Below are 24,618 nucleotides of genomic sequence, written 5' to 3' on the forward strand. Positions count from 1 at the left end.
CCCTCGCATCGTCGCGATGACCCTAGACTCTGCCCATGCAGACCATCGGCCTCGTCGGCGGCATGTCCTGGGAGAGCAGTGCGGCGTACTACGAGGCGCTGAACCGCGGCGTCGAGGAGCGTCTGGGCGGCTTCCACTCGGCGAAGACCGTGATGGCGTCTGTCGACTTCGCGGAGGTCACCGAGCTGCAGGAGGCCGAGGACTGGGACGGCGTCGCCGTCATCCTGCGCGAGGCTGCGCAGTCGGTCGAGCGGGCCGGCGCCGACTTCCTGATGCTGTGCACCACGACCTTCCACCGGGTCGCCGAGCAGGTCCAGGACGCCGTCTCGATCCCGCTGCTGCACCTCGGCGACGTCGTCGCGGAGGCCTGCAAGGCCGAGGGTGTGCAGAGCGTCGCGCTCCTCGGAACCAAGTTCGCGATGTCGCGCACCTTCTTCACCGACCGGATCGCCAGCCACGGCCTCGAGGTCCTCGTCCCCGACCTCGCGCACCACGACGAGCTGAACCGGATCATCTACGACGAGCTGGTGCACGGGAAGGTCGTCGACGACTCCCGCCGTGCCGTGGTCGGCATGATCAGCGAGGCGTGGGACGCCGGCGCCGGCGGCGTCATCCTCGGCTGCTCCGAGCTCGAGCTGCTCATCCGCCAGGCGGACTCCGAGATCCCCGTGTTCCCGTGCACCACGCTGCACGTCACGGCCGCGCTGGATCGCGCGCTGGCCTGAGCGGCGCCGGCTGCAGGGATCCCCGGACATCCGGGGATCCCTGCGCTGGTCAGGGGTGCAACCCCTGACCAGCGCATGAAGTGCGTCCCCGGTGTGACCGCTGGTGCGGATGGGGCGCCCTACGGCGCGGCGAGCACCATCCGCTTGTCGCGCAGCTGGGCGAGGAAGGCCTCGACGTCGCCGCGGCAGGCCTCGGCGGTGACGTCGTACTCCTCGGCGACGGCGGTGCACAGCTCGGCGAGGTCGTGGGGCTCGGCGAGGTGGCGCCACAGCGTCGCGGCCACCCCCTTGACGGAGTAGTACTCGCCCTGGGCGAGGCCCATCATCACGAACTCCTCGCCCATCTCGACGGCGTGGAGGGCGGGGTCACGCATCCACCGCTCTGGCCGGGCTGCTCGTCGCATGCTGCTGCTCCTCTCGGTTGGGCGCGCGCCGACCCGTGGGCGCGTCGGGGGTGCTGGTGGAGGCGATGTCGGCGAGGATCGCGTCGGCGGACGACGCGACCGAGTCGACGCCGCGAGGGCGATCGACCCGCGCCAGGCGGGCGGTGCGGGCCAGGTCGGCGCTGCGGGCGAGGTGGGTACGCCGCAGGTCGCCGACGAGGATCTCGTTGCGGTAGCTGTGCTCGTGGAGGCTGGCGAAGGCTGCCGCCCCCGTCACGGGTACGACGCGCAGCGGGCCGTCGTGCCGGTCGAGGACGTAGATCCACCGGACCGGCATCGGCGCCGGTCCCCCGGGAGCGGGACGGTCCAGCGGCACGTGGAACTTGGCGAACCGGCCATCGACCCGGTCCAGGCCGGACGACGGGACGCCGAGCCGGTCGAGGGCGTCTTGCCAGAGCTTGATCCGCGGCCAGCCGGGCAACGCGCGGCCGGCGGCGTCGACGGGCACCACGTCGTCGCTGAGGACGAGGTGACCGCGGCGGTGCATCTCGGCGGCCAGCGTCGACTTCCCGGCCCCGGAGTGCCCCAGCACCACCGCGCAGGCGCCGTCGACGACGAAGGCGTTGCCGTGCAGGACGAGCAGGCCGCGCTGGGTCAGCAGGCAGCCGAACGCGGAGCCGAGCAGGAACAGCCGCAGCGCCTCGGGGGTGGCGGCAGGGGCGGGCTCGACCGTGATCTGCGAGCCGTGCTCGCAGACGTAGCGCCCGACGTCGGGGACGTCGATCCCGATCCGCTCCCCGTCGACCCACAGCCCGAGCGGGAGGGGGACGGCGTCGGCCGACGGTGGGGCGACCGCTCCGACCCGGACCCGGACGTCGGGTCGGACATCGGGACGGATGGCGGGACGGACGTCGGGACGGACGTCGGGACGGATGGCGGCGCCCGGAGAAGCGGGCGCCGGCGCCAGGTCGGGCAGCGCGAGCTCGCTGTCGATGAGGAGTCCGTATCCGGCGTACATAGGGGATGGGGGATCGGGGGACTAGGGATGCCAGCTGAAGCTGCCGACCGGGGTCCAGCTGCGCACGGAGCCACCGGTGACGGTGACGGTGCCGACCCTCACCCAGGCGTGCGCGAGGAGCTCGCCGGCGTCATCGCGCAGCAGGCCGAACACGACGGTGTGCGGCACCCGTGCGCCGCGCAGCAGGATGCGCGCGGTCAGGGCCTGCGGGTAGCAGTCGGACGTCCACGGCGTCCGCGTGGCGGCATACCGGACCGCCCGCCCGACCGCCCGGGCGCGTGCGAGTTCTCGTTCGGACGCGTCCGGAGGCGCCGGGGGCCCTGCTGTGTCCGGTGCGGTGGGTTCGCCGAGCAGGCGACGGACCGCAGCGAACGGCAGGACGACCGTCAGCAGCCGCGTGGCACCCAGCAGGCACCACGCGAGTGCCGTGGCAAGACCGAACCTCGCAGAGGTCAGCTGCCGAGCCCGAGGGAGATGTCGATGTCGATGTCGATGCCCTGGGTCGCCGTGACGCTCAGGGTCTCCAGGACGGGTGCAACATAGGTCGGCTTCATGTGAGCTCCAAAGGGGTGCAGGACGAAGGGAGGGAGTGCTCCGTCAGCGGTGCAACGCAACTGTGGGCCCGGAGGACACGACCGCGCAGGCGGTTCACACGATTTTAACCTTCCGTGCGCCGGTGTTCCCCGACGCCGGTACGGCGCTGCGTGCCACCCTCGCGCTGTGAGCGCCGCACTCGACCTGCTCTGCCGCCTGGTGAGCGGTGCGCTGGAGGCGGAGGAGGGGCACGCCGTCGATCCGGTTCCGCTCGGTGACGTCACCGCCCGCGACCTCCTCGACGGGGTACGGCGGCACCGGGTCCCCGAGCTGCTCCGCTCCCGTGCGGGCGAGCTGGGCCTGCCGGGTGAGGTGGTCCGGGTGCTGGACGCGATGCTTGCCGGGTCCCGGCAGCGCCACCTGGTGCACACCTTCGAGACGGTGCGTGCCTGGCGGCTGCTCGACGCCGCGGGCGTCGAGTCCCTGGTGTTCAAGGGGATCGCGTTGTCCGTGCTGACGACCGGCCGCCCCGACGCGCGGGGCGCCGGTGACGTCGACCTGCTGGTCCGGCCCGAGGCCGCTGCCGAGGCGCACCGGCTGCTCACCGGATCCGGGTGGGCGCTGCACGAGCAGGGCCGGATCGAGCCGGAGATGTGGGCGTGGCGTCACGTGCAGCGCTGGGGCCACACGCTGACCTATCTCGGCGCGGGCGCCGACGTCGACCTGCACTGGCGCCTCGACGCCATGCCCGGCGCGCAGCCGGAGACGCCGGACCTGCTGGCCCGCGCCACGACGGTCGCGGTGGGCGGCACGCAGGTCCCCACCCTCGCGCCCGCTGACGCGTTCCGACACCTGGCCGGGCACCGCGAGGGCTGGATCTGGCTGCGCACCCTCGTCGACCTGCGCCGTCTGGCTCGCGACCCCGCGGTGTTCGCGCAGGAGCTGCCCGGCCCCGCGCTCACCTCGCTGGCCGCTGCCCGCGCGACGGTCGGCCTGCCGGCCACGGTCCCGGACCGGGTGCTCGCCGCGATCGACCGGATCCCCGACGCCGCGCTGGCCCGCGCCCGCGCCCACCACGAGCTGCCGATCGCGGTCTTCGGTGGCGCCGGGACCGCCCGGGAGGTCCGCAACGGCATGGCGGCCGTACGACGCCCGCGCGACCTCCAGCAGGTGGCGGTCACGCTCGTGCTGCCCCCGCACGCGGCCCTGCCGGTCCGCTCGGCCACCGCCTGGGGCGGGGTGCCGCGCGCCTTCGCGCTGCGCGCCCAGCGGCTGGTGCGCCGCTGACGCCGGCCGGTGGCGGCGAGCCGGGTCTCAGACCCGGTGCACCTTGTGCTGTGCGGCCTGGGCGCGCGGCTTGATCACCAGCTCGTCGATGTTGACGTGCGGTGGCCGGGTGGCGACCCAGGTGATCGCGTCCGCGACGTCGTCGGCCACCAGCGGGTCGGGGACGCCGGCGTACACCGCGTCGGCGCGGGCCTGGTCGCCTTCGAAGCGGGTCAGGGCGAACTCCTCGGTGCGCACCATCCCCGGCGCCACCTCGCAGACCCGGACCGGCTGGTCGAACAGCTCGAGGCGCAGCGTCTCGGTGACGACCTTGGTGCCGTGCTTGGCGGCGGTGTAGCCCGCGCCGCCCTCGTAGGCGATGCGGCCGGCCGTCGAGCCCACGTTGACGATCACCCCGGCGCCGCTGGCCACCAGGGCCGGCAGCAGCGCCTTGGTCACCTGCATCAGGCCGAGCACGTTGACCTCGTACATCCGGCGCCACTCGTCGGCGTCCGCCTCGGCGACCGGCCCGAGGCCGAAGGCCCCGCCGGCGTTGTTGACGAGCACGTCGAGCCGCGGGCCGACCGCCTCGGCCAGCCCGGCCACGGACGCTGCGGACGTCACGTCGCAGACGACGGCCCGGCCGCCGATCTCGGCGGCGAGGGCCTCGATCCGCTCCGCGCGGCGGGCCGCGCAGATCACCTCGAAGCCCTCCCGGGCCAGGTGGCGCGCGGTGGCGGCACCGATGCCGCTGGAGGCACCGGTCACGACGGCGAGACGGGAGGTCATGGACCCCATCTTGGTGGATCGGGAATGCCGGGCACACTGGCAGGGTTGTCCGACTGACCGGGAACAGGTCCCGAGGACCGGCAGACGAGCAGCAGACGAGCAGCAGGAGGCGCGGATGGGGGAGACGGCGATCGGCCGCGTCGCCATGATCAGCCTGCACACCTCGCCGCTCGACCAGCCGGGCACGGGGGACGCGGGCGGCATGAACGTCTACGTCGTCGAGCTGGCCCGGCGCCTGGCCGAGCAGGGCACCGCGGTCGACATCTTCACCCGCGCCACCAGCTCCCGGCTCGACCCGGTGGTCCACGTCCGCGACGGCGTCACCGTGCACAACGTGCACGCCGGTCCGTTCGAGGGGCTGACGAAGGACCAGCTGCCCGGCCAGCTGTGCGTGTTCGCGCGCGAGGTGCTGCGTGCCGAGGCCGCCCACCCGGCCGGCCACTTCGACGTCGTCCACTCCCACTACTGGCTCTCCGGCCAGGTCGGCGCCCTCGCGCGTGACCGGTGGGGCGTGCCGCTGGTGCACTCGATGCACACGATGGCCAAGGTCAAGAACGAGGCGCTCGCCGCCGGCGACACCCCCGAGCCGCAGGCCCGGTTGATCGGGGAGGAGCAGGTGGTCGAGGCCGCCGACGTGCTCATCGCCAACACCGACCTCGAGGCCAAGCAGCTGATCAACCTGTACGACGCCGACCCGGGCCGGGTCGAGGTCGTCCACCCCGGTGTCGACACCGAGGTCTTCCGGCCCCTCACGCCGGCCGACCGGGCCCGTGCGCGACGTGAGCGCGACCTCGCCGACGACGCCCTGGTCCTGCTGTTCGCGGGCCGGATCCAGCCGCTCAAGGCGCCCGACGTGCTGTTGCGTGCGGTCGCCGAGCTGCTGGTGCGGCGCCCGGACCTGCGCCCGCGGCTCGTCGTACCCGTCGTGGGCGGGCCGTCCGGCAGTGGCCTGGAGCGCCCGGCCGCGCTGGCCAACCTGGCTGCCGAGCTGCGCATCGACGACGTGGTGCGGTTCGTGCCCCCGGTGCCGCAGCACGAGCTCGCCGGCTGGTACTCCGCCGCCACCCTGGTCGCCGTCCCGTCCTACAACGAGTCCTTCGGCCTGGTCGCCGCCGAGGCCCAGGCGTCCGGCGCCCCCGTCGTCGCCGCGGCCGTCGGCGGCCTCACCACCGTCGTCCGCGACGGGCGCAGCGGACTGCTCGTCGACACCCACGAGCCCCACGACTGGGCGCTCGCGTTGGAGCGGGTGGTCGCCGACGCCGGCTACCGCGACCGGCTCGCGGCCGGCGCGCTCGAGCAGGCCCGTCAGTTCTCGTGGGAGGCGACCGCCGCCCACACCGTGGAGGTCTACGAGCGCGCCCACGCGCTCCTGCGACAGGAGGCCCGCGTCGGATGAGTCCTGCGGACGTCGTACGTACCTGGCTCGAGGACAACGAGATCGGGTTCGAGGAGACCGAGGAGGGCACGTTCAGCTTCTCGCTCCCGGGGGAGAAGAAGCTGCAGACGCCGGTCCGGCTCGACCTCGGCCCCCACGCGCTCGGCGTGCACGCCTTCGTGTGCCGGCGCCCCGACGAGGAGTTCGAGCGCGTCTACCGCTGGCTGCTCGAGCGCAACATGAAGATGTACGCCGTCGCGTTCGGCATCGACCACCACGGCGACATCTACCTCGACGCCCGGCTGCCGCTGTCGTCGGTCACTCCTGAGGACCTCGACCGGTTGCTCGGGTCGGTGCTGACCTACGCCGACGAGGCGTTCAACACGATCCTCGAGCTCGGCTTCGAGTCGTCCATTCGCAAGGAGTGGGCGTGGCGCATCGAGCGCGGCGAGTCGACCGCGAACCTGGAGGCGTTCCGGGGCTGGCTGGAGGCCGACGCCACGCCGTGAGCCGCAGACGGGCCGGAGGCGGACCAGCCGGGCTGGTCCGCCTCCGTGTCCCCGGTGGACCGGTGCGACGCTGACTCAGCGGCGCACCCGCCACCTCACCAGCGCCGGCGTCGCCTCGACCTGGCCGGACTCGCCGACCGAGCGGACCCGGACCTTGTGCTTGCCGGGCTTGAGGTGCTTGAGCGTGAGCGGCGAGGTGCAGGACCTCCAAGCCTTGGCGTCGACCTTGCACTGGAAGGTGACGTTGGGCTTGTCGGCCGCGAAGCCGACGGTCGCCTTGCGCTTCGTGGTGGTCTTCTTCGGCCGGCTGGTGATCGTCGTGATGCCCGGGGCGTCGTCGGTGGTGATCGTCACCGAGAACCCGCCGGCGAGCTGGCCCGTGTCGCCGCCGGCGTCGTCGGTCGCGATGAGCGTCCAGGTCCCGTTGGCGTTGCCGCCGTCGAAGACGGACAGCGAGTCGGCGAGGGTCGTCCCGGCAGGTGCGACCTCGACCGCGTCGACGTTGCTCGGGCGGTAGGCACCGCTCGGGCAGGCCGCGCTGTCCGGCAGGCTCGTCCCCGCGTCGTCGTCGATGGTCAAGGTGACTCCGACCAGGTCGCCCGAACCACAGACGTCCGACATGAGGCGGACCACCCGGTCGGAGCCCGGCGCGCGCAGGAAGACGTCGAGGTCGTCGGGCCAGGTGTGGAAGACGTTGGTGAGCACGACGTCGACGTCGGTGATCCTGCCCGGCAGGTTGGCGACGTCCACCGTCGCGGAGGTGCTGCCGACGTCGGGCACGACGACGGCCGGCGGGTGGGTGACCGTGCGGACGGCCGCCTGGGTGGGCGTGGCGGTGGCGAGGCCGGCGAGGCCTCCGAGGGTGATGACGCCTGTGGTCATCAGCGCGAGACGGCGCATGGCTGGAACCTTTCCGAGGGGGAGGAGCTGACCTTCCCCAGACCTGCGGAGCCCCGGCCCTGATACGTCGAGTTCTCAGCCGCCCGTCAGCGGCGCACCTTCCACTTCACCAGGGCCGGCGTCGGGTCGACCCTGCCGGCACCGTCGATGGCCCGGACCTGCACCTGGTGCCTGCCAGCCGCGAGCTTGCGGACCTTGAGCGGAGAGCCGCAGGTCCTCCACTTCCGCTTGTCGACCTTGCACTGGTAGCTGAGGCTCTTGTCCGCACCGAACGCGGTGGCGGTGAAGGCGATGGTGGCCTTGCGCTTGGCGGTGGACCTCTTCGGCTTGGCGGTGATCGCGGTCTCCGGCGGCGCGTCCGTCGTGACCTCGAGCTGGACGCCGGTGATGTAGCCGGCGTCGCCGCCCGAGTGGTCGGCGACGAACAGCCGCCAGGTCCCGTTGGCGGCGGCGCCGTTGAAGACACCCAGCGACATGCCACTCGCCGCGGTCGGGGCCGGAGCCGGCATCGGGGCACCGGGATTGGTCCCCACGCGGTAGGACCCGGAGACGCAGGGCCCGTCGCTCGGCAGCGGAGCCGCGGCGCTGTCGTCGAAGCGCCAGGTGACGCCGACGACGTCCTTGTCCTCGCAGGCCTCGGACGTCAGGACGACCGACGCCCCGCTCGGACCGACCAGCATGACGTCCAGGTCGTCGGGATAGGTGTGGGAGACGCCGCTGAGCACGACGTCGACATCCGTGACGGCACCGGGGCGGTCACCGATCGCGATCGGGTACGGGTAGGGACCGGCCGGCCCGACCGTGTGGTCATCGGGGCCGATGCTGATCGCGGGCGTGGGTCCGCTGGACGTGATGGTCACGGTGAAGCCGCCCTGGATCGTGCCGACCACGTTCGCCGAGTCGTCGTAGGCCCACAGCCTCCACTCCCCGTTGGGGTTGATCCCGTCGAAGGCAGCGAGCGTCGGCCGCCACGTGCCGGCGCTGGGCAGGTCGTCATCGACCGTGGTCGTGTTGGCGGGCCGGTAGCTGCCGCTCGCGCAGCCCGATCCGGGGAGCGGCGAAGCGGCCTCGTCGTCGAAGGTCAGCGTCGCGCCGACGAGGGGGGTCGAGCTCGTGCCGCACACGTCGGACATGAGGGCCACGATGGCGTTGGCGTCCTCCGGCCCCTGGAGGTAGAGGTCGAGGTCGGCCGGCCAGGCGTGGGAGAGGTTGTTCACCACGACGTTGACATCGGTCACGACCCCACCGAGACCCGTCACCTCCATCTCCGAGGAGGCGTGGTTCCCATCAGGGATCGCGATGGGTGCGGTGTTGCTCTTCGTGCGGGAGTCGGCGTGAGCCGGCGTCGAGAGGGGAAGGGTGGCGAGGCCACTGGCGGCGATGAGGCAGGCGGTCACGAGCGCGAGGCGACGGATGGCCGAGTCCTTCCAGAGATGGCTCGGGCCCGACCCAAGGGCGGCCCGAGAAGGTCGACTCCATCTAAGCCCGCCCGGGGCAGAAATGGAGACCCTTCTCCTATTTCTTTACCCGGTGGCCCTACCCGGCTCGCGGCCCCGGCCCGCGGTTCAGCCGGCTCGCCTGCCGGGTGAGGTGGTCCCGCTCGGCGAGGTTGGTCGCCCGCTCGGCCGCGAGCCGGTACCGCCGGGCGGCCTCGTCGCGGTCGCCGGCCCGCTCGTGCAGCCAGGCCGCGACGGCGTCGCGGCGGGGCAGGTCGGCGGGCAGGCCCTCGACCAGGCGCAGGGCGGCGAGCGGGCCGTCGACCTCTCCGACGGCGACCGCGCGGTTGAGCGCGACCACCGGGCTGGGGGCCAGGCGGATCAGCTCGTCGTACCACTCGAGGACCTGGGGCCAGTCGGTCTCCTCGGCGGTGGCGGCGTCGTCGTGGAGCGCGGCGATCGCGGCCTGGGCCTGGTACTCGCCGAGCGCGTCGCGGGCCAGCGCCGCCTGCAGCACCTCGACGCCCTCGGCGACCATCGCGGTGTCCCACGACGAGCGGTCCTGGTCGGCCAGCGGCACCACCGCCCCCGCGGGCGTACGCCGGGCGCGGCGCCGGGCGTGGTGCAGCAGCATGAGCGCGAGCAGCCCGTCGACCTCCGGGTCGTCGGTCGCGGCCGCGAGCTGCCGGGTCAGCCGGATCGCCTCCTCGGCGAGGTCGACGGTGCCGCTGAACCCCTCGTTGAACACCAGGTACAGCACCCGCAGCACCGCGCCGACCTCGCCCGGCCGGTCGAACCGCTGGCCGCTCACGGTCCGCTTCGCCCGGGTGATCCGCTGCGCCATCGTCGCCTCCGGCACCAAGAACGCCTCCGCGATCTGAGCGGTGGTCAGGCCGCCGACCGCCCGCAGCGTCAGCGCGATCGCCGACGCCGGGGTGAGCGCCGGGTGGCAGCAGCGGCTGAGCAGGAGCAGGGTGTCGTCGGCCTGCGCGGCCGGCCCCGGCCCGGGCTCGAGGTGGACCCGCAGCTCGCGGCGTGCGCGGGCGTGCGCCGAGCGCTGGGCGTCGACCAGCTTCCGGCCGGCCACGGTGACCAGCCAGGCCCGCGGGTTGTCCGGCCGGCCGCCGGGCTCCGGCCAGTGCCGCAGCGCCTCGACCAGGGCCTCCTGGACGGCGTCCTCGGCGGCCGCGAAGTCGGCTCCGCGGCGCACGAGGATGCCGAGGACCTGCGGTGTCAGGTCGCGCAGGACCTCGCCCAGGCCGGGCTGGTCGGGCTGGCCGGGCTGGCCGGGCTGGTCGGGCTGGTCGGTCATTCCGTGACGACCGGCGGCTCGCCGAGGAAGGGCCGCACCTCGATCCACTCGTGGATCGGCTCCCCGCCGGCGCCGGGCGCGGCCGAGAGCCGGGCCGCGGCCTCGTAGGCACGCTCCTGGCTGTCCACGTCGACGATCATCCAACCGGCGATCAGGTCCTTGGTCTCCGCGAACGGGCCGTCGGTGACCGGCGGGCGGCCCTCACCGTCGTACCGGACGAAGGTGCCCTCGGGGGACAGGGCCTGGCCGTCGACGAACTCGCCGCGCTCACGCAGCTCGTCGGCCACCCTCCGCATGAAGTCGATGTGCGCGGTGACCTCGTCGGGCGTCCACTGGTCCATCGGGACGAGCTCGTCCTTCGCGATCGCGTGGCTGCTGCGGTAGTGCTTGAGCAAGAGGTACTTCGCCATGGTGTTCTCCTTGGTCCGAGACGGCCATCGTGCCGCCTTCACCCCGGAGACGGAGCCGTCGGGGTGATCTCGACATCGACCGGCAGGAAATCCGGGCGCCGATGTCGGTGCGGGTCCCTAGGGTTCTGCTGTGACGAAGCGTGGATGGTCGCTGTTCCTTGCGATGTGCCTGATCTGGGGGCTGCCCTACCTGTTCATCCGGATCGCGGTCGACCACGTGTCGCCGGCGGGCCTGGTGTTCCTGCGCACGGCGCTGGCCGCGCTGGTGCTGCTCCCGCTGGCGCTCGTACGACGCGAGGTCGCTCCGGTGCTCACCCGGTGGCGGCCGCTGGTGCTGTTCGCGGTCATCGAGATCATGATCCCGTGGGTGCTGCTGGGCCACGCCGAGCAGCGGATCTCCTCGTCGCTGGCCGGCCTGCTGGTCGCCGCCGTGCCGCTGTTCGGCGCGCTGGCGTTCCTGGTCACCCGTCACGCCGAGCGGTTCACCGTCGCGCAGACCGGCGGGCTGGCGCTCGGGTTCGCGGGCGTGGCGTGCCTGGTCGGTCTCGACATCGGGCACATCGACGTCCTCGCCGTGGTCGAGATGCTCGGCGTCGCCGTCTGCTACGCCACCGGCCCGATCATCCTCGCGCGCTCGTTCCACGACGTGTCCGGGCTCGGCGTGATGGCGTGCGCGCTCACCCTGACCGCGGTCGTCTACACACCCTTCGGGATCGTCGACCCGCCGACCGACCTCCCGGCGAAGGCGTGGCTGAGCGTCGTCGTGCTGGCCCTGGTCTGCACCGCGCTGGCGTTCGTGGTGTTCCTCGAGCTGATCAAGGTCGCCGGCCCGACCCGGTCGACGATCATCACCTACGTCAACCCGGCGGTCGCGATCGTGCTGGGCGTGCTGCTCCTCGACGAGGAGCTGACCACCGGCATGCTCGTCGGGTTCCCGCTGATCCTCATCGGTTGCGTCGTGGCCGCAGGCGGACGCGCCGCCGAGGCCGACGCGACGACCGTCGCCAGCAGCGAGCCGGGCGCCGACGTCGTGCTTACGGTCGAGGCGGACCCTCAGCCCTCCGGCTCCTGACCGAGCGCCGCGGGCGCGGCGACGCCCTGCTTCTTCCGGGCCGGCGCCCTGCGGGCCACGCCGACGCCGAGCAGTGCGAGCACGCCGCCGGCGTACGCCACGACGGGCGGGACCTCGTCGAGGAGGATCAGGCCGAGCACGATCGTCAGAGGCGGCACCAGATAGGTCGTCACGCCGAGGGTCGAGGCGCTCATGTGCCGCAGGGCGTAGGCGTAGGTCGTGAACGCGATCGCGGTCGGGAAGACGCCGAGGTAGGCCAGCCACAGCGTCGACGACAGCGGTGCGGCGCCGACCTCGCTGACCAGCCGGCCGGCCCAGGGCAAGCAGGTCACGACGCCGACGGTGCAGGCCAGCCAGGTGACGTGCACGGCGGAGAGCTCGGCGACGAGCGGCTTCTGCACGATCACGCTCACCGAGTAGGCCGCCGCGGGCACCAGGCACAGCACGATGCCCAGCAGGTCGCCGGTGTTGTCCCCGCCCGAGGTGGACAGGCCGATCACGACGACGCCCGAGAACGCCAGGGCCAACCCGGCGGCGAGCGGGGCCGTGAACCGCTCGCCGAGGAACAGGGCCGCCAGAACCGCGATGAGGACGGGGGAGACCTGCAGCAGCATCGACGCCGTCCCCGCGTCGACCCGCTGCTCGCCGGCGTTGAGGGAGAGGTTGTAGATCGCGAACCAGAGCACGCCGATCGTCGCGATCGAGGCCCACTGACGCCGGGTCGGGCGGGGCAGTCCCTGGGCCAGCGCGACCGGGGCGAGAGCCAGCGCGCCGACCGTCAGCCGGCCCAGCGACAACGCCCCCGCGGAGAAGTCGTGAGCCAGATGCCGGATGCCGACGAAGGCACTGGCCCACAGCAGCAGGGTCACCGCGACCGCGGCCAGCGGCAGCAGCCCGCTGCGCCCGGACGCGCGGCCGCGGCTCGGTAGGCGAACGCCTGCGCTCACGGGCAGGTCGGAGGCGGGCACGTGACGACGCTACGGGCTGGGGCCTCCGCGGTCGTGCGGATTTCAGACGTCGAACTTGTAGCCCAGGCCGCGCACCGTGACCAGGTACTTCGGCTCGCTGGGCTCCGGCTCGAGCTTGGCGCGCAGCCGCTTGACGTGCACGTCGAGGGTCTTGGTGTCGCCGACGTAGTCGGAGCCCCAGACCCGGTCGATGAGCTGGCCGCGGGTCAGCACCCGGCCCGGGTTGCGCAGGAACATCTCGAGGAGCTCGAACTCCTTGAGCGGCAGCCGCTGCTCGGTGCCGTCGACGGTCACGACGTGGCGCTCGACGTCCATGCGCACCGGCCCGGCCTCGAGGGTGTCGGGCAGCAGCTCGTCGCCGATGCCGCGGCGCAGGACGGCGCGGATCCGGGCGACCAGCTCGCGGGGGGAGTACGGCTTGGTGACGTAGTCGTCGGCGCCGAGCTCGAGCCCGACCACCTTGTCGACCTCGTCGTCCTTGGCGCTGACCATGATCACCGGGACGTTCGACGTCTGCCGGATGGTGCGGCACACCTCGGTGCCGGGAATGCCCGGCAGCATGAGGTCGAGCAGCACGATGTCGGCGCCGTTGCGGTCGAACTCCTTGAGCGCCTCGTTCCCGTCGGCCGCGATCGCGACCTCGAACCCCTCCTTGCGGAGCAGGTACGCGAGGGCGTCGCTGTAGCTCTCCTCGTCCTCGACGACAAGTACCCGGGTCATGCGTCCTCCTGATCCTTCGTGCGTCCGCCCGGCGCTTCCGGGGTGGACGCGAGCGGTGCGAGCCGCAGGTACGGCCCGTCCGCCTCGTGGTCCGGGTGCTGCGGCAGCGTGAGGGTGAAGGTCGAGCCCTGGCCCTCCACCGACCACACGCGCACCTCGCCGCCGTGGGTGGCGGCCACGTGCTTGACGATCGACAGCCCCAGACCGGTGCCGCCGGTCGAGCGGTGCCGGGCCGGGTCGACCCGGTAGAACCGCTCGAAGATGCGCTCGACCTCGGCCTCGGGGATGCCGATGCCCTGGTCGATGACGGAGATCTCCACGTTGGGCCCGACCCGCTTGCGGGTCACCACGACGCGGGAGTTGGGCTCGGAGTAGGCCACGGCGTTCGCCACCAGGTTGGCGACGGCGGCGCCGACCTGCTTCTCGCTGCCGAGGACCTTGAGCCCCTCCTCGCCCTCGGCGATGAGCTGGATGTCCTTGGCGTTGGCGTTCATGTCGACGAAGTCGACCGCGGAGGCGACCACGTCGTCGATCGAGACCGGCACCGGCGAGTCGAGCGGCTCGTCGCCCTGCAACCTCGAGAGCTCGATGATCTGCTGGATCAGCCGGGACAGGCGGTCGCTCTCGGTGAGCATGCGCGAGGCGAACCGGTAGACCGCGTCCGGGTCGTCGGCGGCGTCCTGGACCGCCTCGGCGAGCAGCCGCATCGCGCCGACCGGGGTCTTGAGCTCGTGGCTCACGTTGGCCACGAAGTCGCGGCGTACCGCGTCGACCTGGCGCTCGCGGGTGCGGTCCTCGACCAGGGCGAGGACCAGGCGCGAGCCCAGGGGCGCCACCCGTGCGGTGACGTGGCGCGGCGTACCGGCCGCCCGCGGCACGATCAGCTCGGTCTCGCGGATCTGGCCGTCGCGGCGCACCTGCCGGATCAGGCCCCCGAGCTCGTCGGAGAGCAGCGTCGTCCCTCGCACGAAGCCCATGGCGTACGCCGGCGCGGACGCCTTGACGACGGCGTCGGACTCGTCGACGACCACCGCGCTGCTGCGCAGCACGGAGAGCACGGCGGCCACCCCGTCGGGCAGCAGCGGCTCGTCCGGCGCCTGGAAGACACGCTGCTGGCGGTCGCTCAGGTGCCATGCGAACATGGCCCCGCCCGCCACGAGGGCGCCGAGGAGCGCGGCCACGAAGGCCTGCGTCGTCGGATCCACGTCCCGATCGTACGGCGAGCGCCGCTCCGCGCTCCGCATCGCCGAGGGCATGCTTCGCGATGTTCACCCCCCGTTCACCGCGCCTCGCTTGCTGGACACCTCCGCTCCGTACGCTGAGGTCCATGCGTGACGCCTACACCGACCAGCTCGACGCGATCTTCGACGACCTCGCCGGGATCTCCCGCCGCGTCCAGACCGCGGTCGGCGAGGCCACCCAGGCCCTGATGACCGGAGACTCCTCGGTCGCCGAGAAGGTGATCAGCCAGGACGCCGACATCGACCGCGCGCGCGAGAAGGTCGAGGACTCCTGTTTCGCCCTGCTCTCCCTGCAGCAGCCCGTCGCCGGCGACCTGCGCACCGTCGTCGCCGCGCTCCGCATGGTCGCCGAGCTCGAGCGGATGGGCGACCTGTCCGTCCACGTCGCCAAGATCGCCCGCCTCCGCGTCCCCGACGTCGCCGTCCCCGAGGAGGTCCGCCCGACCGTCGCCCGGATGGCCGAGGTCGCCGAGGACATGGTCGGCCGAGTCACCGAGGTGATCTCCGGGCGTGACGTCGAGGCCGCCATCGCGCTGGGCCGCGACGACGAGGAGATGGACCAGCTGCGCCGCCGCAGCTTCACCGAGCTGCTCGGCGACGAGTGGGCCCACGGCGTCGAGGCCGCGGTCGACATCGCCCTGCTCGGCCGCTACTACGAGCGGATCGCCGACCACGCCGTCTCCGTCGCCAACCGCGTCATCTTCGTGGTCACCGGCCACAACCCGGCGCCGGCCGCCTGAGCCCGCCCGGACGCACGGATCGGCCCGCCCCGGTTTCCCGGGGCGGGCCGATCCGTCTCTTCGTGGGTCAGGCCGGGTCGGCCGCGTCGGCCGGTACCACGAGCGCGCGGGGCCGCGCGAGGAGCGAGGCCGCGCTGGCCAGCCCGAGGGCCGCGATGACGGACGCGGCGGCGAAGCCCGCGTGCGCGCCGGCCAGGAAGTCGCCCGGCACGGCGTGCGAGGCGTACACCGACGCGATCACGGCCAGGCCGACCGCGCCACCGAGCTGCTGCATGGTCTGCAGCAGGCCGGACGCCGACCCGGCGTGCTCGGGCTCGACGCCTTGGAGCGCCAGGGAGGTGATCGGCATGAAGCTGCCGCCCATGCTCAGGCCCAGCGCCAGCAGGGCCGGGAAGACGCCGGTCCAGTAGCTCGTCGACGCGTCGATCTGCAGGAGGTACAGGAAGCCCGCGAGCACGCCCACTGCGCCGGTCGCGATGATCGGCGGCTGTCGGAAGCGCGCCACCAGTCGCGGGGTGATCCGCGACATCGTGAACACGCTCAGCGGGATCGGGAGGAACGCGAACCCGGTCTGCAGCGGGCCGTAGCCGAGGTCCTCCTCGAAGTACTGGACCATCACGAAGAAGGTGGCCAGCATGCCGCCGTACAGCGCGGCCATGGTGACGAGCGTGGCGACCCGGGTCCGGCTGCGCAGCAGCCCCAGGCGCAGCAGCGGGTGGGGGTGGCGGGCCTCGGTGACGACCAGCGCGACGGCGAGCAGGACGGCCACGGCCAGGCCGACCAGGGTCGGCGCGGACGTCCAACCGTGCTCGGGCGCCTTGATCAGGGTCCACACCAGGGTCGCGGCCGCGCCGGTGGAGGTCACCGCACCGACGACGTCGAAGCGGCCGGGGCGGCGGGGCGTGTCGGCGACGTGGCGGCGCACGGTGAGCAGCACGGCGATGCCGATCGGCACGTTGATGAACAGCGTCCAGCGCCACGACAGCAGGTCGGTGAGCACCCCGCCCAGCAGCATGCCGAGCGCGGCACCGCCGGAGGAGACGGCGGTGAACGCCGCGAGCGCCCGGTTGCGGGCCGCGTCGTCGCGTGCGGTCGTGGTGATCAGCGCCAGCACGGAGGGTGCGGCGATCGCGGCGCCGACGCCCTGCAGCGCGCGGGCGGTGACGAGCATCCACGGCTCGGTGGCCAGGCCGCCGAGCAGCGAGAAGACGGTGAACACGGCCAGGCCGATCCAGAAGACCGACAGCCGCCCGAACACGTCGCCGAGCCGGCCGCCGAGGAGCAGCAGGCCGCCGAAGGCGAGCGCGTAGCCGTTGAGGACCCAGGACAGCGACGCGGGGCCGAAGTGAAGGTCGGTGGCGATGTGGGGCAGTCCGACGTTCATCACGGCGGAGTCGAGGACCAGCATCAGCTGGGCGAGGAGAACGATCCAGATGCCGGCGGACGTGGTCGTGCGGGCGGTCGCCTGCGGTGCCGCCGTGGTGGCTGCGGAGGTGGGTGCAGTGGTGGGTGCGGAGGAAGACAAGGGTGGCGTCCTGTTCTGGCCCGGGGGGGCCGACGTACACTTATCGGAGGATGACTCCGGTTATCCACCACGATACGGAGGGTCCCTCCGTTTAGCAAGGGAAAAGGTGATCCCGGTGCGCGCCGACGCCGTACGCAACCGTGAACGCATCGCTGACATCGCGCGCCAGCTGTTCCGGGAGAAGGGCTACGACGCCGTCTCGATGGACGAGGTCGCCCGGACCGCCGGGGTCGGTATCGGGACCCTCTACCGCCACTTCCCGACCAAGGAGGCGCTCTACGACGCCGCCATCCAGGCGTGGGTCGAGACCGTGAACGCGGCCGCCGAGAACGCGCTCGCGGGGGAGGGCAGCCCCCGTGAGCGGATGCTCGCCTGGTTCGACGCCTACGTCGAGTTCCTCACCCGTCACAAGGGCGCCGCCTGGCGGATCACCAGCGCCCTCGGTGACGAAGGCTCCCCCTTCGCTGCGAAGTGCCGCACCTACCTCAACGCCAACCAGCGCGTCATCGACGCGCTCAGCGCTGAGGGCGCGCTGCGCGGCGACGTCGACGCACTCCAGCTGTGCCGCCTCGTCGGCGGGGTGGCCGCGGTCGTCGACAACAGCGAGCTCGACGCGGCTGCCGCTCGCTCGATGCTGGCCGTCGTCGCTGACGGGGTGCTGGCGGGCTGAAAAGACAGTTTCACCGGCCAGCCGGTGAAACTTGTTACCTCGTGAGGCTGTTGGGGTCAGCGACCCTGGTTGGCGACGGCCGCAGCGGCCGCGGCAGCGGCCTCCGGGTCGAGGTAGCGCCCACCGCGCACGAGCGGCGCGAGGGTGTCCTCGTCGAGCTCGTAGACCAGCGGCATCCCGGTGGGGATGTTGAGCTCGGTGATGTCGGCGTCGCTGATCTGGTCGAGGTGCTTCACGATCGCGCGCAGGCTGTTGCCGTGGGCGGCGATGAGCACGGTGTGGCCGGCGCGCAGGTCCGGCACGATCCCGGCGTCCCAGTAGGGGAGCAGCCGCTCGATGACCTGCTTGAGTGCCTCGGCGCGGGGCAGCTCGTCGCCGAGGTCGGCGTAGCGCGGGTCGCCGACCTGGGAGAACTCGTCGTCGTCGGCCAGCGGCGGCGGCGGGGTGTCGAAGGACCGGCGCCAGAGCATGAACTGCTCCTGGCCGTACTCCTCGCGGATCTGCGCCTTGTCCTTGCCCTGCAGTGCGCCGTAGTGGCGCTCGTTGAGGCGCCAGGAGCGGCGCACGGGGATCCAGTGGCGGTCGGCGGCGTCGAGCGCGAGCGCGGCGGTGTTGATCGCGCGGCGCTGCAGCGAGGTGTGCACGACGTCCGGCAGGATGCCGGCCTCCTTGAGGAGCTCACCGCCACGGACGGCCTCGCCGCGACCCTTCTCGGTCAGGGCGACGTCGACCCACCCGGTGAAGAGGTTCTTCGCGTTCCACTCGCTCTCGCCGTGGCGGAGCAGGACCAGCGTGAACGTCATCAGTGCTCGCCCTCGGGGGAGGGCGCGTCGTCGGCGCAGTTGAAGGTCGCGTCGCCGGACTCCTCGGCGTGCGCCTCGCCGCCCTCCTCCTCGGCGGCGGCCTCGGCGGCCGCGCCGTCGGTGCCCTCCTCCGAGGCGGACTCGCTCGTGCCCTCGGTCGGGACCTGGGTGTACTGGAAGCACGGCTTGACGACCGGCACGTCCAGGCTGAGCGTCGTGCCGTCGCTGAAGGTCAGGTCGAGCGGGATGACGTCGCCGGCGGTGAAGTTGCCGGTCAGCGGTACGGCGGGCGCGGTGGCCAGGTTGACGGTGCCGCGGCCCGCGACCTCGACCGGCGCGAACTTGCCGGCAGACACGCCCGCGGTCGACGAGACGGCCTCGAGCGAGGCGTCCTCGCGCAGGTTGTTGGACAGCGAGCCGATCAGGCGGCCCTCGCCCTGTGCGGTCGCGAGCACTCGGATACCGAGCGCGTCGACGTCGCCCGAGCGGTCGTTGACGCCGGAGGAGATGGTGTTGACCCGGTCGGTCGGGTAGTCGAAGCCGCACGCGCTCAGGGCGGTGGCGGGGACGACGGCCAGCAGCAGGCCGGCGAGCGCGGATCGGCGCAGGTGGGGCATGTCGGAAGGCCTCCGGGTCAGGTGGGGTCGAAGCGGGCTCACTCTAGCGCTGCGCAACCGCGGGTCGCTCAGCGGCTCAGGCCGACCCGGGCACCGACGACGACCAGCGCGACGACGACGCCCACGCTGAACAGGGTCGAGAGCGCCAGCAACCGGGTCGCGCCGAGCTTGAGCCCGAGCTTGAGCGGCAGGTAGGTCCAGCCGTCCTCGTGGTCGGCCACCAGGCCCCACACGGCGCGCATGAAGTGGATGCCGACACCGAGCAGCGCGGCGAGCGCGACGATGGCGGGCTCGGGGGCGCTGCCGACGGCCTTGCCGCCCCAGCCGCCCCAGGACAGGTACGCCGGCAGCAGGGCGTACGACGCCGCCCATGACCACCAGGAGAAGAAGCCGGTGCGCAGCACGACGTTGCCGAGCATGGCCACCGCCACGGAGCCGAGGTAGTAGGCCCCGGCGCGCACCCCGGTGGTCGTCGCCAGCGGCACGAGCAGCAGGAACGCGACGACGATGGCGTACCAGGCCGTCCCGACGTCGAGCCGGCCGGCGCCGATCGGCTTGCCGGTCAGGCCGTGGGCCTGGTCGCGCTGCCGGTCGACGATGTCGTTGTGCCAGCCGAGGATGGTCTGGCCGACGAGCACGGTCACCAGGACCACGCCCGCCTCGCGCGCCGGGCGCCCGGCGACGGCGGCGACCAGGCCCATGGCGAGTGCGGTGGTGATCGCCTGCTTGGCGTGGGCCGCCTGCAGTAGCTGGATCGAGACGATCTCGGCGGGGCTGCGGCCACCGAACAGCCAGCCGGTGAAGCCGGTCCGGTCGGGCACGTGCGGCAGCGGTGGACGCTCGAGCTCGGTGTCGTCCTCGGTGTCGTCCTCGGTGACGTCCTCGGGCTCGACGTCGTCCGGATCCGCGTCGTCGGCGTCGTCGACGTCTTCGGCACGCTCGGCGTCGGTCTCCTCGACCAGCTCCGCGGCCAGCTCCTCGTCGGTGGGCTGATCCGCCTCGACGTCGTCGGCATCCTCGGCCTCGAGCTCCTCCGCGGCAGCCACGTCTGCGGGGACGCCGTCGCGCTCCGCCTCGGGGGTCGCCTCGAGCTCGTCGAGCTCCACCTCGGGGGTCGCCTCGGGGACCGCCTCCGCGGCCTGCTCCGGGGCCTCCTCGACCAGGGTTCCCTCCCCGGCAGAGCGGCCGCGCCGCCAGCGCTGCATCTTCGCCATGGCGAGCAGTATTGACCACTGCCGACCAGCATGGGCGCGGGCCCGCCGATCGGGCGGGACCGGCCGTCGTGCCCCGCCGGGTGACGTGCCCCACAACGGCGCCCCCCGGCCGGACCATACGTCCGACCCGTTGTCAAGCCGTCGATTATGCCCCTGACCTGCGCAAACGCATTCGGAGAGTCGTTGAAGGCGTGGTAAGATAGGTCACCTAGGAAGGGGTTTTGCTCATATGACTTTCACCGTCGGCGAAACGGTCGTCTACCCCAATCACGGGGCCGCTGTCATCGAGAACATCGAGATGCGGACGATCAAGGGCCAGGAACGGCAGTACCTCGTGCTTCGGATTGTCGCCCAGCAGGACCTCGTGGTCCGCGTTCCGGCCGACAACCTCGATCTCGTGGGTGTTCGGGATGTCGTGGACAAGGACGGGCTGGACCGGGTCTTCGGAGTGCTCCGCGCGGAGCACGTCGAGGAGCCGACCAACTGGTCGAGGCGCTACAAGGCGAACCTCGAGAAGCTCCACAGTGGCGACGTCATGAAGGTGGCGGAGGTCGTCCGCGACCTGTGGCGCCGCGAGCGTGACCGCGGTCTGTCGGCCGGCGAGAAGCGGATGCTCGCCAAGGCCCGCCAGATCCTGGTCTCCGAGCTCGCGCTCTGCGAGAACACCAACGAGGACAAGGCCGAGACCATCCTCGACGAGGTGCTCGCGTCCTGACGCGCCTCTAGATCCACGCCGACGGCGTCATACGGTGGGTTCCGATGAACCCGCATCCGTATGACGCCGTCGATCTTTTCGCCCCCGTCGCCGGGATCGTGGTCGAGGAGGGCCGAGGCGCCCTCCCGTTCCACCTGGTCCACGGCGAGTCGCTGGTTGCCGCCGCCGCGTGGGCGGCCGGCGAGGCCGGCGTCGACCTGCTCGACCAGACCGTGCCCTGGGAGGCGGTCGTCGAGCGCGAGGAGCCGCTGCTCCTGCACGACCCGCTGTGCCCGATGACCCCGCCGGAGTTCCTGCGCCGCTGTGCCGAGCGTGCTGCGGTCGAGGACCGGGTCGTCGTCGGCGTGCGCCCGGTGACCGACACCGTCAAGGAGCTGCACCCCGCCCCCGGCGGCGAGGCGGTCGGGACGACCGTCGACCGCGACGCCCTCGTCGCCGTCTGCTCGCCCGTGGTGCTGCCCGCGTCGCTGGTCGCCGACCTGCTCGGTGACGGTGGCGCGCTGCCGTCGACCGACTTCGTGGAGCTGGTGGCCGCCCTCCGGCACCGGTACGGCGCCGAGCGGGTGCTCCTCGTCGAGGCGCCGCCCGAGGCCCGCCGGGTCGCCACGGAGGCCGACCTCCCCCTTCTCGAGGCGCTGACCGACCCTCGCTGAGCCCGCTGGGGTGGTCATCGGTTCCGCGCATCGTGGGTCGGGGCCGCCTCGCCCGGGTTGACACCTCCCCGCGGCGGACTGCAGGTGACGGACTGCAGGCGAGGTGCGCCTGCCGGCGACCGCTCAGGAGAGCAGACGCTCGGCGACCTGGAGGTCCTCGGCGAAGGTGACCTTGAGGTTGCCGGGGCCGCTGGGCACGGCGCGCACCTCGTTCTCGGCGGGCGCGAACAGCGCGAAGGCGGCCGCGGTGTCGGTGCCGTCGAAGCCTGCTGCTGCCGCGGCGCGGTAGGCCTCGAGGAGGGGCGCGGCCCGGAACGCCTGCGGGGTGGCGACGCCCACCAGCCGGGTGCCGGTCCCACCGGGTGCCGGGGCCGCGGTCGGGTCGCGGGGGAGCAGGCCGGCCAGTTCGTGGGTCGGTACGGCGCCCCCATGCTCGCGTGCGGTCGCGATCGTCGCCTCGAACAGCGCCACGCTCGCGAGCGGACGCGCACCGTCGTGGACAGCGATGACGTCGATGCTGCCGTCGCCCACCCGTGGAGCGAGCGCGGCCAGCGCCGCCTGCTCCGAGTCCTGCCGGGTCGCGCCGCCCTCGACGAGCAGCACGTCGCGCTCCCCGATCACCGGCAGCAGGGCGGCGCCGACGTCCGCACGCTCACCGGGGCGGTGCACCACGACGACCGGGTCGACGCCCGGTACCTCGAGCGCAGTGAGCACCGACCAGGCCAGCACCGGGCGCCCGGCCAGCGGCAGCAGGATCTTGTTGACCTCGGCGCCCACGCGGCTGCCACTGCCGGCAGCGAGGACGACGACGGCGGCGGTCGGTGCGGCGGTCGCAGCGGTGCTCACCCCGCTGAGCCTAGTGAGTACGGCGCCCCATGCGGTTTGGTCGTGCTTCGCCGCCATCTGCGACCAATTCGCATGGGGCGCGGTCGACACCAGCCAGTGAGCGCGTGCCGGGTCAGGAGGAGAGCAGGGCGGTCGCGATCGCCGCGACCCCCTCGCCGCGCCCGGTCAGGCCGAGCCCGTCGGTGGTCGTGGCCGAGAGCGACACCGGAGCGCCGAGCACGCCGCTGAGCGCCGCCTCGGCCTCGGCCCGGCGGGGGCCGACCTTGGGCCGGTTGCCGATCACCTGCACCGCGACGTTGACGACCGCGAAGCCCGCCGCCTCGACCCGGCGCCGGGTCTCGCCGAGCAGCGCGGCACCGCTGGCGCCGGCCCACTCCGGCTCCGCCGTACCGAAGTTGCTGCCGAGGTCGCCGAGGCCGGCGGCCGAGAGCAGGGCGTCGCAGGCCGCGTGGGCGGCGACGTCGGCGTCGGAGTGGCCGTCGAGTCGGACATCCTCGTCGGGCCAGGTCAGACCGCCGAGGGCGAGCGGAGGGTCCTGCGGGGCGCGGGGGACCAAGCGGTGGACGTCGGAGCCGATGCCGATCCGTAACCCCTGTGAGTGCACGCTCCGATCATGCCTGAGTAACAATCGGACCCGTGAAGAGCACCCGTGTCTGGTGGCCGCTGGCCGGGCTGATCGCCGGAGCGGTCGGCCTGGCGCTCAGCTACGCCGCCGCGGCCCTGCTCCACGTGCGGGACTCGCCGGTGGTCGCCGTCGCCGAGGGCGTCATCGCGCTGACGCCCGGCCCGGTCGCGAAATGGGCGATCGACACCTTCGACACCTCCGACAAGCTGGTGCTCGTCGTCGGGATCCTGGCCGTCCTCGCTGTGCTGTTCGGCTGGTTCGGGCTGCTCGCGCGCCGGCAGTGGTGGGCCGCCGTCACCGGGTACGTCGTCCTGGCGGGTGTCGCCGTCGTCGCGGTCCTCGCCAAGCCGACCCCCAGCCTGACCGACCTCGCGCCGGTCGTGGTCGGCCTGTTGGGCTGGCTGGTCGCGCTCGCGTTGCTCGCCGAGTGGCTGCGCCGCTGGGAGCTGGCCGAGGACGTCCCCGGTCCGGCCGACGACGCGTTGCCGACCCGGCGCCGCTTCTTCGCGATCACCGGTGCGATGGCCGCGGTGAGCGTGCTCGGCGGCTTGACCGGGCGGATCGCCGGCAACGCGCGGCGCAAGGCCGAGCAGAGCCGGCGGCTGCTGCGGATCGAGGGCGTCACCGCGCCCGCCGTGCCCGACGGCGTGGCCGTCGGCGTCGAGGGCGTCTCGCCGTGGCAGACGCCCAACGACGCCTTCTACTTGATCGACACCGCCATCATCAAGCCGACCGTGGCGCCCGTCGACTGGGAGCTGCGCATCCACGGGGAGGTGGAGCGCGAGATCCGGCTGACCTTCGCCGACCTGGTCCGCCGCGAGATCACCCAGGACTGGATCACGCTCAACTGCGTGTCCAACGAGGTCGGCGGCGACCTGGTCGGCAACGCGTGGTGGAGTGGCGTGCGGCTGGCGGCGATCCTCGCCGAGGCGAAACCCCTGCCCGGCGCCGACGCCGTGCTGCAGACCTCGCAGGACGGTTGGACCTGCGGGACCCCGTTGGCCGCGCTGATGGACGAGCGCAACGCGATGCTCGCGGTGGCGATGAACGGCGAGCCGCTGCCGATCGAGCACGGCTTCCCGGTGCGCACGATCGTGCCGGGCCTCTACGGCTACGTGTCGGCCTGCAAGTGGGTGGTCGACATGGAGGTCACCCGGTTCGAGGACATCACCGCCTACTGGACCGACAAGGGCTGGTCCGAGCAGGGCCCGGTCAAGATCGCCTCGAAGATCCAGGTCCCCGCCGACGGCGCCGACGTGCCGGCCGGTGAGCTGGTCTGCGCCGGCGTCGCATGGTTCCAGCACACCGGCATCTCGGGCGTCGAGGTCCAGCTCGACGGCGGGCGCTGGCAGCCCGCGACCCTCGCCACGACGCCCAACGCCGACACCTGGGTGCAGTGGCGCGCGGTCGTCGACGTCACGCCCGGCGAGCACCAGCTGCGCGTGCGCGCCATCGACCGGGACGCGCGCACCCAGACCGGCGCGGTCGCCGACGTCGTCCCCGACGGCGCGACCGGGTGGCACACCATCGACGTCACCGCGTCGAGCTGAAC

The 24,618-nt window shown here is 72.9% G+C and carries 27 protein-coding genes; 10 read left to right on the forward strand and 17 right to left on the reverse strand.

Features of this window, described 5'->3' with window-relative positions; all coding sequences use genetic code 11:
• Nucleotides 1–35: 35 nt before the first annotated feature.
• Complete coding sequence (locus KU893_RS08960; RefSeq protein WP_218233995.1) at nucleotides 36–725, forward strand: aspartate/glutamate racemase family protein; 690 nt, start codon at nucleotides 36–38, stop codon at nucleotides 723–725.
• A gap of 119 nt (nucleotides 726–844) precedes the next feature.
• On the opposite strand, the gene KU893_RS08965 is transcribed toward KU893_RS08960, so the two are convergent.
• The 3 genes from KU893_RS08965 to KU893_RS08975 are packed head-to-tail and all read right to left on the reverse strand — an operon-like array spanning nucleotide 845 to nucleotide 2,582.
• Nucleotides 845–1,099: a PqqD family protein gene (locus KU893_RS08965; RefSeq protein ID WP_218233996.1), complete on the reverse strand. Its 255-nt coding sequence runs from the start codon at nucleotides 1,097–1,099 to the stop codon at nucleotides 845–847.
• Nucleotides 1,092–2,126 (reverse strand): phosphoenolpyruvate carboxykinase (ATP), encoded by a 1,035-nt coding sequence (locus KU893_RS08970; RefSeq protein ID WP_218233997.1) that lies wholly within the window; start codon nucleotides 2,124–2,126, stop codon nucleotides 1,092–1,094. Before KU893_RS08970 ends, KU893_RS08965 begins: the two co-directional genes overlap by 8 nt.
• A gap of 21 nt (nucleotides 2,127–2,147) precedes the next feature.
• Nucleotides 2,148–2,582, reverse strand: a complete 435-nt coding sequence (locus KU893_RS08975; protein ID WP_218234090.1) for a lasso peptide biosynthesis B2 protein — start codon at nucleotides 2,580–2,582, stop codon at nucleotides 2,148–2,150.
• 264 nt (nucleotides 2,583–2,846) lie between these two features.
• On the opposite strand from KU893_RS08975, the gene KU893_RS08980 reads away from it, so the two are divergent.
• Nucleotides 2,847–3,947 (forward strand): nucleotidyltransferase family protein, encoded by a 1,101-nt coding sequence (locus KU893_RS08980; RefSeq protein ID WP_218233998.1) that lies wholly within the window; start codon nucleotides 2,847–2,849, stop codon nucleotides 3,945–3,947.
• Between the two features lie 27 nt (nucleotides 3,948–3,974).
• Here KU893_RS08980 and KU893_RS08985 read toward each other — a convergent pair whose 3' ends face one another.
• On the reverse strand, nucleotides 3,975–4,715 hold the full coding sequence (locus tag KU893_RS08985) for an SDR family oxidoreductase (RefSeq protein WP_246592258.1): 741 nt from the start codon (nucleotides 4,713–4,715) through the stop codon (nucleotides 3,975–3,977).
• A 115-nt stretch (nucleotides 4,716–4,830) separates the two neighbouring features.
• Here KU893_RS08985 and mshA point away from each other — a divergent pair, with 115 nt between their 5' ends.
• Together mshA and KU893_RS08995 are read left to right on the forward strand one after the other, a co-directional pair.
• Nucleotides 4,831–6,111, forward strand: a complete 1,281-nt coding sequence (gene mshA, locus KU893_RS08990) for a D-inositol-3-phosphate glycosyltransferase (protein WP_218234000.1) — start codon at nucleotides 4,831–4,833, stop codon at nucleotides 6,109–6,111.
• Nucleotides 6,108–6,599 (forward strand): type III secretion system chaperone family protein, encoded by a 492-nt coding sequence (locus KU893_RS08995; RefSeq protein ID WP_218234001.1) that lies wholly within the window; start codon nucleotides 6,108–6,110, stop codon nucleotides 6,597–6,599. Before mshA ends, KU893_RS08995 begins: the two co-directional genes overlap by 4 nt.
• Before the next feature lie 75 nt (nucleotides 6,600–6,674).
• On the opposite strand, the gene KU893_RS09000 is transcribed toward KU893_RS08995, so the two are convergent.
• The 4 genes from KU893_RS09000 to KU893_RS09015 form a co-directional block, all read right to left on the reverse strand.
• Nucleotides 6,675–7,499: a hypothetical protein gene (locus tag KU893_RS09000; RefSeq protein WP_218234002.1), complete on the reverse strand. Its 825-nt coding sequence runs from the start codon at nucleotides 7,497–7,499 to the stop codon at nucleotides 6,675–6,677.
• An 86-nt stretch (nucleotides 7,500–7,585) separates the two neighbouring features.
• Nucleotides 7,586–8,896, reverse strand: coding sequence for a hypothetical protein (locus tag KU893_RS09005; protein WP_218234003.1), 1,311 nt, complete (start codon nucleotides 8,894–8,896; stop codon nucleotides 7,586–7,588).
• A gap of 139 nt (nucleotides 8,897–9,035) precedes the next feature.
• Nucleotides 9,036–10,247 carry an RNA polymerase sigma factor gene (locus KU893_RS09010; RefSeq protein ID WP_218234004.1) on the reverse strand — a complete coding sequence of 404 codons (1,212 nt, stop codon included), beginning with the start codon at nucleotides 10,245–10,247 and terminating at the stop codon, nucleotides 9,036–9,038.
• A complete protein-coding gene (locus tag KU893_RS09015; RefSeq protein ID WP_218234005.1) occupies nucleotides 10,244–10,657 on the reverse strand; it encodes a YciI family protein in 414 nt (137 codons plus the stop codon). The genes KU893_RS09010 and KU893_RS09015 overlap by 4 nt, the downstream gene beginning before the upstream one ends.
• Before the next feature lie 130 nt (nucleotides 10,658–10,787).
• Here KU893_RS09015 and KU893_RS09020 point away from each other — a divergent pair, with 130 nt between their 5' ends.
• Nucleotides 10,788–11,729 carry a DMT family transporter gene (locus KU893_RS09020; RefSeq protein ID WP_218234006.1) on the forward strand — a complete coding sequence of 314 codons (942 nt, stop codon included), beginning with the start codon at nucleotides 10,788–10,790 and terminating at the stop codon, nucleotides 11,727–11,729.
• Here the strand turns inward: KU893_RS09020 and KU893_RS09025 are convergent.
• Genes KU893_RS09025 through KU893_RS22675 form a run of 3 tightly spaced genes read right to left on the reverse strand, consistent with a single transcriptional unit; the run spans nucleotide 11,711 to nucleotide 14,622 of the window.
• The gene (locus tag KU893_RS09025; protein WP_257440675.1) at nucleotides 11,711–12,697 is read right to left on the reverse strand and encodes a DMT family transporter; all 987 of its coding nucleotides are present in this window, start codon (nucleotides 12,695–12,697) and stop codon (nucleotides 11,711–11,713) included. The two genes, KU893_RS09020 and KU893_RS09025, sit on opposite strands and share 19 nt — an antisense overlap.
• Nucleotides 12,698–12,739: 42 nt before the next feature.
• Nucleotides 12,740–13,417 (reverse strand): response regulator, encoded by a 678-nt coding sequence (locus tag KU893_RS09030; protein ID WP_218234007.1) that lies wholly within the window; start codon nucleotides 13,415–13,417, stop codon nucleotides 12,740–12,742.
• Nucleotides 13,414–14,622, reverse strand: a complete 1,209-nt coding sequence (locus KU893_RS22675) for a sensor histidine kinase (RefSeq protein WP_218234008.1) — start codon at nucleotides 14,620–14,622, stop codon at nucleotides 13,414–13,416. Before KU893_RS22675 ends, KU893_RS09030 begins: the two co-directional genes overlap by 4 nt.
• Nucleotides 14,623–14,744: 122 nt before the next feature.
• On the opposite strand from KU893_RS22675, the gene phoU reads away from it, so the two are divergent.
• Nucleotides 14,745–15,398, forward strand: coding sequence for a phosphate signaling complex protein PhoU (phoU, locus tag KU893_RS09040; RefSeq protein ID WP_218234009.1), 654 nt, complete (start codon nucleotides 14,745–14,747; stop codon nucleotides 15,396–15,398).
• A 67-nt stretch (nucleotides 15,399–15,465) separates the two neighbouring features.
• Here phoU and KU893_RS09045 read toward each other — a convergent pair whose 3' ends face one another.
• Nucleotides 15,466–16,923 carry an MFS transporter gene (locus KU893_RS09045; protein WP_246592260.1) on the reverse strand — a complete coding sequence of 486 codons (1,458 nt, stop codon included), beginning with the start codon at nucleotides 16,921–16,923 and terminating at the stop codon, nucleotides 15,466–15,468.
• A gap of 106 nt (nucleotides 16,924–17,029) precedes the next feature.
• On the opposite strand from KU893_RS09045, the gene KU893_RS09050 reads away from it, so the two are divergent.
• Nucleotides 17,030–17,593, forward strand: a complete 564-nt coding sequence (locus KU893_RS09050; RefSeq protein WP_257440676.1) for a TetR/AcrR family transcriptional regulator — start codon at nucleotides 17,030–17,032, stop codon at nucleotides 17,591–17,593.
• 56 nt (nucleotides 17,594–17,649) lie between these two features.
• On the opposite strand, the gene KU893_RS09055 is transcribed toward KU893_RS09050, so the two are convergent.
• The 3 genes from KU893_RS09055 to KU893_RS09065 form a co-directional block, all read right to left on the reverse strand.
• Nucleotides 17,650–18,396: a phosphoglyceromutase gene (locus tag KU893_RS09055; RefSeq protein ID WP_218234010.1), complete on the reverse strand. Its 747-nt coding sequence runs from the start codon at nucleotides 18,394–18,396 to the stop codon at nucleotides 17,650–17,652.
• A complete protein-coding gene (locus KU893_RS09060) occupies nucleotides 18,396–19,013 on the reverse strand; it encodes a copper chaperone PCu(A)C (protein WP_218234011.1) in 618 nt (205 codons plus the stop codon). Before KU893_RS09060 ends, KU893_RS09055 begins: the two co-directional genes overlap by 1 nt.
• A gap of 68 nt (nucleotides 19,014–19,081) precedes the next feature.
• Nucleotides 19,082–20,227 (reverse strand): UbiA prenyltransferase family protein, encoded by a 1,146-nt coding sequence (locus KU893_RS09065; RefSeq protein WP_218234012.1) that lies wholly within the window; start codon nucleotides 20,225–20,227, stop codon nucleotides 19,082–19,084.
• Between the two features lie 229 nt (nucleotides 20,228–20,456).
• Between KU893_RS09065 and KU893_RS09070 the strand changes: the two genes are divergently transcribed.
• Nucleotides 20,457–20,942 carry a CarD family transcriptional regulator gene (locus tag KU893_RS09070; RefSeq protein WP_028654642.1) on the forward strand — a complete coding sequence of 162 codons (486 nt, stop codon included), beginning with the start codon at nucleotides 20,457–20,459 and terminating at the stop codon, nucleotides 20,940–20,942.
• A 44-nt stretch (nucleotides 20,943–20,986) separates the two neighbouring features.
• On the forward strand, nucleotides 20,987–21,595 hold the full coding sequence (locus tag KU893_RS09075) for a 2-C-methyl-D-erythritol 4-phosphate cytidylyltransferase (protein ID WP_218234013.1): 609 nt from the start codon (nucleotides 20,987–20,989) through the stop codon (nucleotides 21,593–21,595).
• A 123-nt stretch (nucleotides 21,596–21,718) separates the two neighbouring features.
• Here KU893_RS09075 and KU893_RS09080 read toward each other — a convergent pair whose 3' ends face one another.
• Both KU893_RS09080 and ispF read right to left on the reverse strand, forming a co-directional pair.
• A complete protein-coding gene (locus KU893_RS09080; RefSeq protein ID WP_257440678.1) occupies nucleotides 21,719–22,441 on the reverse strand; it encodes an IspD/TarI family cytidylyltransferase in 723 nt (240 codons plus the stop codon).
• A gap of 112 nt (nucleotides 22,442–22,553) precedes the next feature.
• Nucleotides 22,554–23,045, reverse strand: coding sequence for a 2-C-methyl-D-erythritol 2,4-cyclodiphosphate synthase (gene ispF / locus KU893_RS09085; protein WP_218234015.1), 492 nt, complete (start codon nucleotides 23,043–23,045; stop codon nucleotides 22,554–22,556).
• A 32-nt stretch (nucleotides 23,046–23,077) separates the two neighbouring features.
• Here ispF and KU893_RS09090 point away from each other — a divergent pair, with 32 nt between their 5' ends.
• Nucleotides 23,078–24,616, forward strand: coding sequence for a molybdopterin-dependent oxidoreductase (locus KU893_RS09090; protein ID WP_257440679.1), 1,539 nt, complete (start codon nucleotides 23,078–23,080; stop codon nucleotides 24,614–24,616).
• Nucleotides 24,617–24,618 lie beyond the last annotated feature (2 nt).

It is taken from the genome of Nocardioides daeguensis, assembly GCF_019192965.1.
In the GTDB taxonomy this organism is placed as follows: Bacteria; Actinomycetota; Actinomycetes; order Propionibacteriales; family Nocardioidaceae; genus Nocardioides; species Nocardioides daeguensis.

What these genes read in the sequence shown, in the direction of transcription:
- KU893_RS08960 (WP_218233995.1), top strand. Translation starts at nt 36, where the DNA reads ATGCAGACCATCGGCCTCGTCGGCGGCATGTCCTGGGAGAGCAGTGCG.
- KU893_RS08965 (WP_218233996.1), bottom strand. Translation starts at nt 1,099, where the DNA reads ATGCGTGACCCCGCCCTCCACGCCGTCGAGATGGGCGAGGAGTTCGTG.
- KU893_RS08970 (WP_218233997.1), bottom strand. Translation starts at nt 2,126, where the DNA reads ATGTACGCCGGATACGGACTCCTCATCGACAGCGAGCTCGCGCTGCCC.
- KU893_RS08985 (WP_246592258.1), bottom strand. Translation starts at nt 4,715, where the DNA reads ATGACCTCCCGTCTCGCCGTCGTGACCGGTGCCTCCAGCGGCATCGGT.
- mshA (WP_218234000.1), top strand. Translation starts at nt 4,831, where the DNA reads ATGGGGGAGACGGCGATCGGCCGCGTCGCCATGATCAGCCTGCACACC.
- KU893_RS08995 (WP_218234001.1), top strand. Translation starts at nt 6,108, where the DNA reads ATGAGTCCTGCGGACGTCGTACGTACCTGGCTCGAGGACAACGAGATC.
- KU893_RS09000 (WP_218234002.1), bottom strand. Translation starts at nt 7,499, where the DNA reads ATGCGCCGTCTCGCGCTGATGACCACAGGCGTCATCACCCTCGGAGGC.
- KU893_RS09010 (WP_218234004.1), bottom strand. Translation starts at nt 10,247, where the DNA reads ATGACCGACCAGCCCGACCAGCCCGGCCAGCCCGGCCAGCCCGACCAG.
- KU893_RS09015 (WP_218234005.1), bottom strand. Translation starts at nt 10,657, where the DNA reads ATGGCGAAGTACCTCTTGCTCAAGCACTACCGCAGCAGCCACGCGATC.
- KU893_RS09030 (WP_218234007.1), bottom strand. Translation starts at nt 13,417, where the DNA reads ATGACCCGGGTACTTGTCGTCGAGGACGAGGAGAGCTACAGCGACGCC.
- phoU (WP_218234009.1), top strand. Translation starts at nt 14,745, where the DNA reads ATGCGTGACGCCTACACCGACCAGCTCGACGCGATCTTCGACGACCTC.
- KU893_RS09055 (WP_218234010.1), bottom strand. Translation starts at nt 18,396, where the DNA reads ATGACGTTCACGCTGGTCCTGCTCCGCCACGGCGAGAGCGAGTGGAAC.
- KU893_RS09060 (WP_218234011.1), bottom strand. Translation starts at nt 19,013, where the DNA reads ATGCCCCACCTGCGCCGATCCGCGCTCGCCGGCCTGCTGCTGGCCGTC.
- KU893_RS09065 (WP_218234012.1), bottom strand. Translation starts at nt 20,227, where the DNA reads ATGGCGAAGATGCAGCGCTGGCGGCGCGGCCGCTCTGCCGGGGAGGGA.
- KU893_RS09070 (WP_028654642.1), top strand. Translation starts at nt 20,457, where the DNA reads ATGACTTTCACCGTCGGCGAAACGGTCGTCTACCCCAATCACGGGGCC.
- KU893_RS09075 (WP_218234013.1), top strand. Translation starts at nt 20,987, where the DNA reads ATGAACCCGCATCCGTATGACGCCGTCGATCTTTTCGCCCCCGTCGCC.